Here is a 13,134-nt window from a genome sequence, read left to right as displayed (position 1 = left end):
GGCCGGTCGTGGGGTCCGACGCCGCGCGGCGGTGCGCCGGGAGGCCGTGTGTCGCGAGGCCGTGCGCCGCGAGCCGTCTGTCGCACCACCCGCGCGCCCCGTCGCCGGGGCGAACCGCTCACCGCGGCGCGGTGGCAGGCTTCCCCTACCGCCTCCCGCGGTGCCGGCCCGCGCGGCGCCCCCGTACGAAGCCGGAGGAACCGCACGCGTTTGCGCGACGGGCACCGAGAATTCACCCGCTGGCCTCCTGGGCGGCAACCGGCTCCACAGGCGCACGCTTAGCCTTGCGAAGTGCCCAAACTGTCGGTCATCGTGCCCTTTCACAACGTGCAGGAATTCGCCCAGGACACCCTGCGCAGCCTGGCCCGCAACGCCCGTTCCGACCGGGAGTTCATCCTCGTCGACGACTGCTCGACGGACGCCACGCCGCAGATCGTCGACCGCGCCGCGCAGTCACTGCCCGGTGCGCGCGTGATCAGGCACGAGACCAACCAGGGCATCGCCCGCGCCCGCAACAGCGGCATCGACGCCGCCCGCGGCGACTACCTGACGTTCCTCGACGGCGACGACTGGTACGCGCCCGGCTACCTGGACGACCTCGTCGCGGCCATGGACCGGTACGGCACCGACTTCGTCCGCACCGACCACGTGCAGGCCAACGGCCGCGAGCGCGTCGTGCGCCGCGCCCCCGCCCGCCGCCGCGACACGATACTCGCGGCCCGCGACGGCATCGGCCGGGCCAACCTCGAAACGATGGTCGACTACCCCTTCGTCTGGGCCGGCATATACCACCGCCGTCTGTTCCAGGACGGCGCCGGGCGCTTCGCCGCCGAACTGCGCACCGCCGAGGACCGGCTGTGGACGTGGACGCTGCACCTGACCGCCGAGACGTTCGCGGTCACCGGCCTGCTCGGCGTCTTCTACCGCCGCGGCGTGAAGACCTCGCTCACGCAGATCAGCGACGACCGCCAGCTCGACTTCATCCCCGCGCACGACGCGATGCTCGACGCCGTCCGCGCCGACCCCGACGCCGACCGCTTCCTGCCCAAGGCCGTACGCACCTACTGCGCCCTCATCGCCTTCCACCGCGGCAACTCCGAGCGCCTGGAGCCCGGCCTCGCCCGCCGCCTGGAGCGCGCCTCCGCCGAGGCCCTGCGCCGCATGCCGCAGGACGTGCTGGAGGAGACCCTGCGCGGCATGGACGAGCAGCGCGGTCGCATGCTGCGGCAACTGCGCGCGTCGGGGCGGGGGAAGCCCGGCAGGCCCGGAAACCGGCCGGGGAACGGGCAGGGGAGCGGCCCGGGGGACGGCCCGGGGACGAAGGACAACACGGGACAGCCGGAAAGGGTCGCCTGAGCCGTGCACGAGCACCGCACCCAGATCTTCGAAGTCTCCACGCTGTACGGGGCGGCGACGCTCGCCGCCGCGCTGGACGCCGGGCAGTTCGGACCGCGGGCCGGGGCCCGCCGCATCCTGCTCGTCGCCAACAACGCGGCCGTACCCGAGACCGCGACCCAGCTCTCCGAGATGCACGGCTGGACGCCGGTCTCCGCCCGCTTCGACGAGGTGCTGGACTACAACGACGAGATCCGCCCGCACCACCCCGCCGCCTGGCACCCCAAGGGCGGCGACGCCCCGCTGCTCCAGCGGCTGCTGCGGCGCGCCTGGGACCTCGGCGACGGGCCGCTGGACCTGGTGGTCGAGTCGGTGACCGCGCCGCCCGCCAAGGCCCTCGTCGCGATCTTCGCCGACGCCGACGTGCACGTGTACGCGGACGGGCTGATGAGCTACGGCCCGACCCGCGAACGGCTGCCGCAGCACGTGGCCTGCCGGGTGCAGCGGCTCCTCCACCTCGACCTGGTGCCGGGCCTGGAGCCGCTGCTGCTCACCGAGTACGGGGTGCCGGCCGCGGTGGTGCCGAACGAGGCGTTCCGCGCGGTGCTGGACGAGGTGACCGCGGCCACGCCCGCACCCGCGCCCGCGGGCACCAGGGGCAGCAAGGGCGGCGACGACGGCGAGGGCGCGCCCACCGCCGTCCTCCTCGGCCAGTACCTCGCCGCGCTCAACATCCTCAGCCCCGCCGAGGAAGAGGCGCTGCACGAGCGGATGCTCCGCGGCGCCGCCGCGGCCGGCCACCGCGCGGTCCTCTTCAAGCCCCACCCCACCGCCCCCGCCCGCTACTCCACCGTCCTCCAGAAGGCCGCCGCGGACGCCGGCGTCACGCTGACGGTGCAGGAGGAGCCGATGCTCGCCGAGGCGCTGTACGGCACGCTGCGCCCGCGGCTCGTCGTCGGCTGCTTCTCCACGGCGATGCTCACCGCCGCCACCCTCTACGGCATCCCCGTCGCCCGGGTCGGCACCCGGACGCTGCTGGAGCGGCTGACCCCGTACCAGAACAGCAACCGGATCCCCGTCACCATCGTGGACTCCGTCGTACCGGAGCTGGGCGGCCCCGACCGCCCGGCGCGCGACACCGCCCAACTCGCCGGGCTGCTCACCGCGGTGGGGTACTGCATGCAGGCCGACAACCACGCCAGGCTGCGACCCCGCGCGCAGGAGTGGCTGGCGGTGTACCTGGACGCCGCCACGCGCCCGTACTTCAAGCGCAAGCGGCTCACCGCGCTGCGGCTGCCCGGCGGCAACCTCGGCCGGGTGCCCAACGCCCGCAGGGCGCTGGGCAAGATGCGCAGGGCGCTCACGAAGCCGTAGGGCGGTCCGTACGGGCCGAGAGCGCTCGTACGGACACCCGGCGCCCCCCTTCCCTACCCCAGCAGCCGCCGCAGGCCCAGCCGTTGCCACAGCAGCGCCGCGCCGAAGGACAGCACCACGCTCGCCGCCCAGATCACCGCCGTGAGCCCGGCCGCCTCCGCGCCGCCCAGATCCGCCGACACCAGCGGATCAGCCAGGGTCCGGATCACCATCAGGTGCACCAGGTACGCCCCGAACGCCGCCCCCGCGATCCGCTTCAGGTGCGGGCGCCACCGCTCCGGCACCCGCACCCGGGTCAGCGTCAGCAGCACCGCGCCGGTGAACACCGCGACCAGCACATGGGCGTTGGGGATCACGTAGCTGACCTGCGTCTGGTAGACGAGCACGCCGAGCATCGCCGCCGTCGCCGCACCCAGCCACAGCGCCCGTACGCCCCGCCCGCGGTGCGGGCGCAGCGAGAACAGCAGGGCACCCCCGGCCGCGTACACGAGTGAATAGACGCCGAAGCCCCAGCCGAACGACGGCGTCCCCCAGCCGGTCGCGCGCCCCGCGTCGGCCATCAGGCCGGGGCCGAGGGCGAAGCCGAGGAGCACCGCGCCGAGCCACCACGGGCGCCGTCCGGCGCGCAGCAGGACGACGAAGCCGAGGAGCAGGACGATGGGGACGTAGGCGTACAGGTACCAGAGGTGGTAGGCGGGGCGTACGGTCCCGAACGCAGCGTCCACGGCCAGGTTCCGCAGGGGGTCCTCGTTCGTCTCCCGCAGCCTGCCCCACAGCAGGTAGACGACCGTCCACACGGCCATGGGGACGACGATGCGCACCATGCGCTGCGCCAGCCGCCACCCGTCGCGCGGCGGGGCGCCGACGAGGACGGCCCAGCCGGCGATCGCGAAGTACATGGGGACGGCGAACCGGCTGATCGCGTCGGCGGTCATGCCCGCCCAGTACGCGGCGGCGCCGTTCGCCTCCTGGCGGCCGACCGCGTTGATGAACTCCGAGCCGGTGTGCCCCAGGATGACGCCGCAGGCGCACAGCAGCCGGATGACGTCCACGTCGTAGCGGTGGCCGGGTCGCCGGGCGGGCGCCGGCCCGGGTGCCCGCTCCGGGGCCGGGGCCGCGTCGCCGTGCTTCGGCGGGGAGTCGGTGTGCTGCGGCGGAGAAGTGGAGGCGGCTGCGGGCCGCCTCGTCACGTCGGATACGGTCACTGCCGAACCTTCTTGTGCCGCGGTGTACGGAACGTGAATGACGGCCGAACAGAGAAGTCACTCCTTGGCAGTGGTGACGTCGGCCGCCCGTTGCATAAGATCGTGATCCGGATCACGAAGTGGCACGCCGCCGCAGGAGAGCAGCCCAGGAGGCCGCCATGCGCAGGACAGCGCTCGCCGTAACCGCCGCCGCGATCATCGCGGCCGTGCCGCTGCTCACCTCGTGCAGCGGCGAACCGCGCGCGGGAGCCGCCGCCGTGCTCGGCGACGACGAGCGCATCACGGTCTCGCAGTTGCAGAACCGGGTCGCGGACGTACGCGACGCGCAGAACGCCAGCGCCCAGGCCGACGAGATGATCGACCAGAGCGGCGACCTCAGCGTGGACACGCTGAACACGATGCTCCAGGGCCGGGTCATCGAGCAGGCCGCGGAGAACCACGGCGTGACCGTCTCCCGCGGCGACGTGCAGGGCATGCGCCGGGCCGAGGCGGAGTCCGTCGGCGGCGCGAAGCAGCTCGAAGCGATGTACCTCCAGCAGTACAGCATCGCCCCGGAGGGCCTGGACACGCACTACAAGCAGCAGCTCATGGTGCAGGGGCTGGTGGAGAAGCTGGGCATCAACCCGCAGACGCAGGAGGGCCAGGCGCGGCTCGGGCAGGTGCTGATCGAGGCGTCGAAGGACCTGGGCATCGACGTCAGCCCGCGGTACGGCAAGTGGGACGACGAGCAGGTGCGGCTGTCGCAGTCCGACACCCCGTGGATCAAGCAGGTCAGCGCCACCGCGGAGCCGGGCGCGGCACCCCAGCAGTAACCCCGCGGCGACTCCGGCGGTGACTCCGCGGTGCCTCCGGCGGTGACCCCCGGGGGCCCCGGCGGTGAGCCCGCCGCGACCCCGGCGGGCGGCGGTCCGGACGGGCTGACGGCCGGGCCGGACCGGCGCCCCGTGCGGGGCTGTCGGCGGCGTCGGTTACGGTCGGGGACGTGACCGGCCGAATCATCCTGCTGACCACCACCCACCGCATCGCCCCGGGGCTGCTGTCCTGGCCCGCGTGGGAGGCGCTGCGCGGCGCCGACCGCGTGCTGTGCGCCGACGCCGCGCACCCGCAGGTGCCGTATCTGCGCGAGGCCGGCGTCGCGGTGGAGACCGCCGAGCCCGACGCCCGAGAGCTGGTCGACGCCTGCGCCGAGGGCGCCACCGTCGTCGTGGTCGCCGCGGCCGACGGCGAGCCCCGGCTGACGGACGGCCTGGCCCGGCTGGCGGGCTCGGGGCGGACGGAGATGCCGTCGCTGGAGCTGCTGCCCGGGTCGTACGACCTGCCGGGCGCCCGGCTGATCGACGTGGTGCAGACCATGGACCGGATCAGGCGCGAGTGCCCGTGGAGCGGCGGGCAGACCGGCGAGGGACTGGTGAAGTACGGCCTGGAGGAGGCGTACGAGCTGGTCGAGGCGATCGAGTCGGGGGACCGGGAGGCCGTCCGCGAGGAGCTGGGGGACGTGCTGCTCCAGGTCGTCTTCCACGCCAGGATCGCCGAGGAGGACCCGGACGAGCCGTACTCCGTCGACGACGTGGCGGGCACCCTCGTGGAGAAGCTGGTGCGGCGCCATCCGCACGTCTTCGGCGACGCGGTGGCCGAGACCCCGGCGGACGTGAAGGCGCACTGGCTGCGCGAGAAGGCCGCGGAGAAGAGCCGTACGTCGGTCACCGAGGGCGTGCCGCTGGCGCAGCCGGCGCTGTCGCTGGTCGCGAAGCTGGCGGGCCGTGCCCGGACGGCGGGGCTGGACGTGCGGGCCGGGCCCGCGGACGGCCTGGGCGGCGAACTGCTCGCCCTGGCGCTACGGGCCGAGGCACGCGGCGTCGACCCGGAGACGGCGCTGCGGGCGGCGGCGCGCACGTACCGCGAGGCGATCCACGCGGCGGAGGCGGCAGCCGCCGCACCCCCGCGGCAGGCCGCGGAGGGCACGGCGGAACCCGAACGCGACGCCTAGCGGGGCGTGAACTCCACCGGCAGCGTGCGCAGCCCCCGCATGATCAGCCCTCCGCGCCACCGCAGCTCTCCGGCGTCCTGCGCCGGGCGCAGATCCGGCAGCCGGGTCAGCAGCGTCGCCAGCGCCGTCTGGCCCTCCAGCCGCGCCAGCGGGGCGCCCAGGCAGTAGTGGATGCCGTGCCCGTAGCCCAGGTGCGGGTTGTCGCGGCGGGCCAGGTCGAGGGTGCCAGGGCTGTCGAACCGGGCCGGGTCGCGGTCCGCGGCGGCGAGGACGACGAGGACCGGATCGCCTTCCGCGACGGCGACCCCGCCGATCTCCAGCGCCTCGGTCGCGTACCGCCACGTGGCCATCTCCACCGGCCCGTCGAAGCGCAGCAACTCCTCCACCGCCGTCTCCAGCAGCCCCTGCTCGCCCCGGGCGAGGGAGTCCTGGAGCGCGGCCCGCTGCGCGGGGTGGCGCAGCAGGGCGTGCGTGCCGTTGCCGATCAGGTTGATGGTCGTCTCGAAACCCGCAAAAAGCAGCACAAAACACATCGCCACCACCTCCTCCTCGGTGAGGTGTTCACCGTGGTCGGAGGCGCGGATCAGGGCGGAGACCAGGTCGTCGCCGTCGCCCCGCCGCTTGCGGTGGATCAGCTCGGCGAGATAGCCGCGGATCTTCTTGACCGCGCGCGCGACGCCGCCGCGCGGCCCCTTGCCGTGGCGGATCATCATGCCCGCCCAGTCCCGCAGGTCGTCCTGGTCCTCGCGGGGGATGCCGAGGAGGTCGCAGATCGCGTAGATCGGCAGCGGGAAGGCGAACTCGTGGACGAGGTCGGCGCTGCCGCGGCCGGCGAACCCGTCGATCAGATCGTCCGTCAGCTCCTGCACCCGCGGCGCGAACGCGGCCACGCGCCGCGGGGTGAACGCCTTCGACACCAGGCGGCGCAGCCGGGTGTGGTCGGGCGGGTCGATGTTGAGGAGATGGGTCATCAGCCCCGCGCTGCGCTCGCCCGGGATGCCGGTCCTGCTCCTGCCCTCGGCGTCGTCCGCGTGGTGCACCGGGTTCTTCGACAACCGCGGGTCGGCCAGCGCCCGGCGGGCGTCGGCGTACCGGGTCACGAGCCACGCCTCGACGCCGCTGGGGAGCGTCGTCCGGTGGACGGGGGCGTTCTCCCGCAGCCAGGCGTAGGCGGGATAGGGGTCGGTGGCGAACTCCCAGTCGAAGAGCTGGGGGACGGACGCGGCGTTCACGCCCCGACCGTACCCGGGGGCGCCCGCGGCCCTCGCTGGTGCCTGGGGGGTTTCTGTGCAGGGTGGGGCGGGTGTTGCCTCCCCGCGGCCGGGCCGCCGCGCTCCGCGCGTCCACTGTGATCTGCGCGTGACTATCAGGCGATCAACTTGTGATCGGAGGTACTTCGGTATTAAGTTCTGCCACTGGTCGAACACCCAGGGAACGAAAGGCACTCGCATGCGCTCGGGTAACGGACGCCACCGACGTCCCCGCCAGGCCCCCGCGTTCGTCGTGGCCGCAGGTGCGACCGGGGCGGGTCTCGCCCTGCCGCTGCTGGGCGCGAGCGGCGCGAGTGCCGCGGACGCCGGCACGTGGGACCGGGTCGCCGAGTGCGAGAGCGGCGGCCTGTGGAGCGCCGACCAGGGCAACGGGTACTTCGGCGGCCTCCAGTTGACGATGGACATGTGGCAGGAGTACGGCGGCGAGGAGTTCGCCTCGCAGCCCGACTTCGCCAGCCGGGCGCAGCAGATCACGGTCGCCGAGCGCATCCTCGCCGGCATGGGCGCCGACAAGGCGTGGCCGGAGTGCGCCCAGGACGCCGGGCTGCACGGCGACGACGCGGTGCCGGAGGTCGACCCCGGCGCCGAGCTGCCGCTGCCGCCCACGGCGCCCCCGACCCTCGCCCCCGACCCCGGCGCCGCGGACGGCTCGCGGGGCGGGGACAAGGACCGTGGGGACGGGGACGACCGGGACCGCAAGGACGGCGACGAGGAGCGCACCGGCGGCGGCAAGCACCGCGGCTCCCAGGACCCGCGCGAGGGCGACGGCGCCCCCGGCGAGCGGGACGGCGCGGACTCCGACACCACCGGCGCCTCCGAGGGTTCCGGCCGGCACCGCGCGCCGGACGCCTCCGCGAGCCCCACCCCGTCCGACCTCCTGCCGTCCCAGGACGCCCCCGAGGCCCCGCGCGAGGCCGTCGAGACCCCCGGCGCCTCCCAGTCGCCCGACGAGACCGAGCGGCCGAACCCCGGCCGCGAGTGGATCGCCGAGATCCCCGGCGACGTCGAGGAGCGGAGCGGGGGCCGCGGGGGCGATGACGCCGCGGCGGGCGACGGCAGTTATACCGTCCGACCGGGTGACACCCTCTCGGAGATTGCCACAGAGCATTCACTGACGGGCGGATGGTCCGAGTTGTACGACGGCAACAAGAACTCCCTCGGTAAGGACCCCGACAACATCAAGCCTGGTCAGGAACTCGAATTGAGCGGGAACTGAACCGGCGGCGAGTGAAGTCCGTACGCATTAGTCATATTTGACGTAATCGGCTGACCGGGCTAGCTGACGGACGGAAAACCGGGCGCGGCACTTTCCGATGTCTTTGAATCGCACACGCCTATGTGCTTACCGTCACATTGCTCGCCAACGCGAGCCCCGGTGATCGCCTCACGCCGAATCCTGTCGGCGTTCACCCGGGCCACCTGTGCACGAAGCACCGCTGACAGGAGCGGGGGACCCACGGTAAGCGCCGCTTCGGTCCAACCAGAAGGCGGACCGGACGGCTTGGGGTCAAGCCGGACGCTCGACGTTCGGCCGGGCACTCACAGCCCGCACCCGACAGCTCACCTCGCAGGCGTCGGTGAGAAAAGAGCATCATGCTTCTTCCTGCCGGAACGGGTAAGCACCGCCGCCCCGCCGCACAGGCGCGCCTTGGCGCACACTCCCGCATGGCCGTTCTCGTGGGCGCCACCGGAACCGCGATCGGACTCCCGGTGCTGAACACCCAGAACGCCGTCGCGGCGCCCATCGATACGTGGGAACGGGTGGCCGCCTGCGAGTCCGGAGGAAAGTGGGCGACGAATACCGGGAACGGCTATTTCGGCGGCGTCCAGTTCTCCCAGTCGAGCTGGGACGCCGCCGGCGGCCGCAGCTACGCCCCGCGCGCCGACCTGGCGACGAAGCAGCAGCAGATCGCCGTGGCCGAACGGCTGCTGTCCATGCAGGGGCCGGGCGCGTGGCCCAACTGCGGTCCACGCGCGGGCCTGGCCACCGGCAGTCCGGCCGCCGCGCAGATCGTCCCGCCGGCGCAGGAGGCCCAGCAGCCGGCCCAGCCGCAGGCGCAGGAGCAGGCACCGCAGGAGGCCCCCGAGGGCGCGGCGGCCCGCGGGACCGGCGAGCAGACGCAGCCGGAGTCCCGCACGGTCTTCCGCGGCTTCTACTACGAGGTCCGCGAGGGCGACACCCTGGACGACATCGCCCGGCGGCACGGCGCGGAGAGCTGGCAGCAGGTGTACGAGGAGAACAAGTCCGTCGTCGGCGCCGACCCGGACCTGATCCAGCCCGGCCAGAAGCTGAAGGTGCGCTAGCCCGGCGCGGTCGTCCCGGCCCTACCGGTGCGCGGGCCGGGACGACCACGTCGTACGAGCACGCCGCTATGACGCACGCCGTACGAGCACGCCGCTATGACGCACGCCGCACGCGGGACGGCGCGCGCCCCGGAGTCCCGCCGCGGGCCCGAACCGTCTCGTACCGCGGAATGCGGCCGGGTGCGGGCCGGGGCCGTCACCCGGGGCGGCTAGGCTCAGGGCGGAACCCGTAGCGAATCCCTCCGAAGGAGACACCGTGCCGTCCATCGACGTCGTCGTAGCCCGAGAGATTCTCGACTCCCGGGGCAACCCCACGGTCGAGGTCGAGGTCGGCCTCGACGACGGCAGCACGGGCCGTGCTGCCGTACCGTCCGGCGCCTCCACCGGCGCCTTCGAGGCCCTGGAGCTGCGCGACGGGGACAAGGCCCGCTACGGCGGGAAGGGCGTGGAGAAGGCCGTGCTCGCCGTCATCGAGCAGATCGGCCCCGAGCTGGTCGGCTACGACGCCACCGAGCAGCGGCTCATCGACCAGGCGATGTTCGACCTCGACGCCACCCCCGACAAGTCGTCCCTCGGCGCCAACGCCATCCTCGGCGTCTCGCTCGCCGTCGCGCACGCCGCCTCCGAGGCATCCGACCTGCCGCTCTTCCGCTACCTCGGCGGCCCCAACGCGCACGTGCTGCCCGTGCCGATGATGAACATCCTCAACGGCGGCAGCCACGCGGACTCCAACGTCGACATCCAGGAGTTCATGATCGCGCCGATCGGCGCCGAGTCGTTCTCCGAGGCCGTACGCTGCGGCGCGGAGATCTACCACCAGCTCAAGTCCGTCCTCAAGGAGCGCGGCCTGTCCACCGGCCTCGGCGACGAGGGCGGCTTCGCGCCGAACCTCGACTCCAACCGGGACGCCCTGGACCTCATCGTCGAGGCGATCCAGAAGGCCGGCTACACCGCGGGCCAGGACGTCGCCCTCGCGCTCGACGTCGCCGCCTCGGAGTTCTACAAGGACGGCTCCTACGTCTTCGAGGGCAAGAACCGCTCCGCCGCCGAGATGACGGAGTACTACGAGCAGCTCGTCGCCGACTACCCGCTGGTCTCCATCGAGGACCCGCTGTTCGAGGACGACTGGGCCGGCTGGCACGTGCTGACCGAGCGGCTCGGCGACAAGGTCCAGATCGTCGGCGACGACCTCTTCGTCACCAACCCCGAGCGGCTCCAGCGCGGCATCGACGAGAACGCCGCGAACGCGCTGCTGGTCAAGGTCAACCAGATCGGCTCCCTCACCGAGACCCTGGACGCCGTCGAACTGGCCCAGCGCAGCGGCTTCAAGTGCATGATGTCCCACCGCTCCGGCGAGACCGAGGACGTCACCATCGCCGACCTGGCCGTCGCCACCAACTGCGGCCAGATCAAGACCGGCGCCCCCGCCCGCTCCGAGCGCGTCGCCAAGTACAACCAGCTCCTGCGCATCGAGGAGATCCTCGACGACGCCGCCGAGTACGCCGGCCGCAGCGCCTTCCCCCGCTACAAGAACGGCTGACACGGCCGACCCGTACGACATCGGCGTCGGACGCACCGGCCCCGGCCGCACCGCGTTAAGGTGCGACCGGGGCCGACCACCGCCCATCGCCCGGGGAGGAAGCGACGCACATGGCCAGGGAGCGCTTCTCCACCACCACCCGGCTCAAACTGCTCGGCGAGCAGGCCGTCAGCCGGGTCTCCGAGCGCGTCTACCGCGCCCGCCCGCCGCGGCGCAGCCGGCTCACGGGGCGGGCCGCGGTGCTCGCGCTCGTCGTCTGCTCGCTGGTGGTGGCGCTGGCGTACCCGCTGCGCCAGTACATCGCCCAGCGCGCCGAGGTCGCCGAGCTGGAGCGGGAGAAGGCGCAGGCCGAGGAGCGGGTGGAGGAGCTGCGGGACGAGAAGTCGCGCTGGCAGGACCCGGAGTACGTACGCCGGCAGGCCCGCGAGCACCTGCACTACGTCCTGCCCGGCGAGACCGGCTACCTGATGCGCGACGGCTCCGGCTCCGCCCGCTCCGGCGAGGCGGGGGAGGCGGTGGACCGGCCGTGGTACGAGAACCTGTGGGACGGCCTGGACGCCGCGGACGGCCAGCGCTGAGGCACGTACGCACGCGCGCCCGCCCGCCGTTGCCCCCCTGTCGGCTGATCGAGGAGAGATGGACAAGCCCCCGCCGCCCACCGAGCACGCCCCCGCCACCGCGGCGGACGCCGCCGCCGTCGCCGCGCAGTTGGGCCGCGCCCCGCGCGGACTGCGCGCCGTGGCGCACCGCTGCCCGTGCGGCAACCCGGACGTCGTCGAGACGTCCCCGCGGCTGCCCGACGGGACGCCGTTCCCGACGCTGTACTACCTGACGTGCCCGCGCGCGAACTCCGCGATCGGCACGCTGGAGGCGGACGGCGTCATGAAGGAGATGACCGCCCGGCTGGCGACGGACCCGGAGCTGGCGGCGGCGTACCGCGCGGCCCACGAGGACTACGTCGCCCGCCGCGACGCGATCGCCGAGCTGCCCGGCTTCCCGAGCGCCGGCGGGATGCCGGACCGGGTGAAGTGCCTGCACGTGCTCGTCGCGCACGCGCTGGCCGCGGGCCCGGGGGTGAACCCGCTGGGGGACGAGGCGCTGGCGATGCTGCCGGAGTGGTGGCGGAAGGGCCCGTGCGTGGCTCCGGAGACGAACGGGGAGGACGAGGCATGACCCGAGTGGCAGCCGTCGACTGCGGTACGAACTCCATCCGCCTGCTGGTCGCGGACGTCGACGCGGCATCCGCCGAACTGAAGGACCTGGACCGCCGGATGGAGATCGTCCGGCTCGGCCAGGGCGTGGACCGTACGGGCAGGCTGGCGCCCGAGGCGCTGGAACGCACCTTCGCCGCCTGCCGCCGGTACGCGGCGATCATCGAGCGGCTGGGCGCCGGCCGCACCCGGTTCGTCGCCACGTCCGCCTCCCGCGACGCGGAGAACCGCGCGGACTTCGTACGGGGCGTGGAGGACATCCTCGGCGTCCGGCCGGAGGTCATCAGCGGCGACGAGGAGGCCGCGCTGTCCTTCACCGGCGCCACGAAGGAACTGACCGGCCGGGTGCCCGGCCCGTACCTGGTGGTCGACATCGGCGGCGGCTCGACGGAGTTCGTCGCCGGCACGGACCGCGTCGAGGCGGCCCGCTCGGTCGACATCGGCTGCGTCCGCCTCACCGAACGCCACCACTTCGCCGACCCCCCGACCCCGGAGCAGATCGCGGCGACGAAGGCCGACATCGCCGCGGCCCTGGACACGGCGGAGGCGGCGGTCCCCCTCCGCGACACCACCACCCTGGTCGGCCTCGCCGGCTCGGTCACCACGATCGCGGGCATCGCCCTGAACCTCCCCGCCTACGACACGGCGGCCCTGCACCACGCCCGCATCCCGGTCGACCGGGTCCGCGACATCACCCATTCCCTGCTCACCGCGACCCACGCGGAACGAGCCGCCATCCCGGTGATGCACCCGGGCCGGGTCGACGTGATCGCGGCGGGCGCGCTGGTCCTGCTGTCGGCAATGGAACGCACGGCCGCCCACGAGGTGGTCGTCAGCGAACACGACATCCTCGACGGCATCGCCTGGTCTCTGGCACTCGATCCGCGGTGAGAGGCGGATCGGGGTG

The 13,134-nt window shown here is 73.6% G+C and carries 12 protein-coding genes and 1 riboswitch; of the genes, 10 read left to right on the top strand and 2 right to left on the bottom strand.

Annotated features, from left to right (window positions below):
• Positions 1-291 precede the first annotated feature (291 nt).
• Both QBL21_RS29805 and QBL21_RS29800 read left to right on the top strand, forming a co-directional pair.
• Positions 292-1,356 carry a glycosyltransferase gene (locus QBL21_RS29805; RefSeq protein WP_407565328.1) on the top strand — a complete coding sequence of 355 codons (1,065 nt, stop codon included), beginning with the start codon at positions 292-294 and terminating at the stop codon, positions 1,354-1,356.
• 3 nt (positions 1,357-1,359) lie between these two features.
• A complete protein-coding gene (locus QBL21_RS29800; protein ID WP_407565327.1) occupies positions 1,360-2,709 on the top strand; it encodes a polysialyltransferase family glycosyltransferase in 1,350 nt (449 codons plus the stop codon).
• A 53-nt stretch (positions 2,710-2,762) separates the two neighbouring features.
• On the opposite strand, the gene QBL21_RS29795 is transcribed toward QBL21_RS29800, so the two are convergent.
• Entirely contained in the window at positions 2,763-3,914 is a 1,152-nt protein-coding gene (locus tag QBL21_RS29795) for an acyltransferase (protein ID WP_407565326.1), read from the bottom strand.
• Positions 3,915-4,072: 158 nt separating this feature from the next.
• Here QBL21_RS29795 and QBL21_RS29790 point away from each other — a divergent pair, with 158 nt between their 5' ends.
• Together QBL21_RS29790 and QBL21_RS29785 are read left to right on the top strand one after the other, a co-directional pair.
• Positions 4,073-4,726, top strand: coding sequence for a SurA N-terminal domain-containing protein (locus QBL21_RS29790; protein ID WP_407565325.1), 654 nt, complete (start codon positions 4,073-4,075; stop codon positions 4,724-4,726).
• 140 nt (positions 4,727-4,866) lie between these two features.
• Positions 4,867-5,901 (top strand): nucleoside triphosphate pyrophosphohydrolase, encoded by a 1,035-nt coding sequence (locus QBL21_RS29785; RefSeq protein ID WP_407566608.1) that lies wholly within the window; start codon positions 4,867-4,869, stop codon positions 5,899-5,901.
• Here the strand turns inward: QBL21_RS29785 and QBL21_RS29780 are convergent.
• Entirely contained in the window at positions 5,898-7,133 is a 1,236-nt protein-coding gene (locus QBL21_RS29780) for a cytochrome P450 (RefSeq protein ID WP_407565324.1), read from the bottom strand. The genes QBL21_RS29785 and QBL21_RS29780 overlap by 4 nt on opposite strands.
• Positions 7,134-7,350: 217 nt before the next feature.
• Between QBL21_RS29780 and QBL21_RS29775 the strand changes: the two genes are divergently transcribed.
• The 6 genes from QBL21_RS29775 to QBL21_RS29750 all read left to right on the top strand — a co-directional run bounded on the left by QBL21_RS29775 (position 7,351) and on the right by QBL21_RS29750 (position 13,118).
• Positions 7,351-8,388: a transglycosylase family protein gene (locus QBL21_RS29775; protein ID WP_407565323.1), complete on the top strand. Its 1,038-nt coding sequence runs from the start codon at positions 7,351-7,353 to the stop codon at positions 8,386-8,388.
• A 161-nt stretch (positions 8,389-8,549) separates the two neighbouring features.
• Positions 8,550-8,761: riboswitch (cyclic di-AMP (ydaO/yuaA leader) on the top strand.
• 76 nt (positions 8,762-8,837) lie between these two features.
• Positions 8,838-9,476, top strand: a complete 639-nt coding sequence (locus QBL21_RS29770) for a transglycosylase family protein (protein WP_407565322.1) — start codon at positions 8,838-8,840, stop codon at positions 9,474-9,476.
• A 256-nt stretch (positions 9,477-9,732) separates the two neighbouring features.
• The gene (gene eno, locus QBL21_RS29765) at positions 9,733-11,016 is read left to right on the top strand and encodes a phosphopyruvate hydratase (protein WP_407565321.1); all 1,284 of its coding nucleotides are present in this window, start codon (positions 9,733-9,735) and stop codon (positions 11,014-11,016) included.
• Between the two features lie 110 nt (positions 11,017-11,126).
• Complete coding sequence (locus tag QBL21_RS29760; protein WP_407565320.1) at positions 11,127-11,594, top strand: FtsB family cell division protein; 468 nt, start codon at positions 11,127-11,129, stop codon at positions 11,592-11,594.
• Between the two features lie 58 nt (positions 11,595-11,652).
• Entirely contained in the window at positions 11,653-12,189 is a 537-nt protein-coding gene (locus QBL21_RS29755; RefSeq protein ID WP_407565319.1) for a DUF501 domain-containing protein, read from the top strand.
• The gene (locus QBL21_RS29750) at positions 12,186-13,118 is read left to right on the top strand and encodes an exopolyphosphatase (RefSeq protein WP_407565318.1); all 933 of its coding nucleotides are present in this window, start codon (positions 12,186-12,188) and stop codon (positions 13,116-13,118) included. Before QBL21_RS29755 ends, QBL21_RS29750 begins: the two co-directional genes overlap by 4 nt.
• Positions 13,119-13,134: the final 16 nt, after the last annotated feature.

This window comes from Streptomyces sp. 184, assembly GCF_045781775.1.
Lineage (GTDB): Bacteria > Actinomycetota > Actinomycetes > Streptomycetales > Streptomycetaceae > Streptomyces.
The sequence above is the reverse complement of the archived record's forward strand: the minus strand, read 5'-3'. Positions and strand labels throughout refer to the sequence as shown.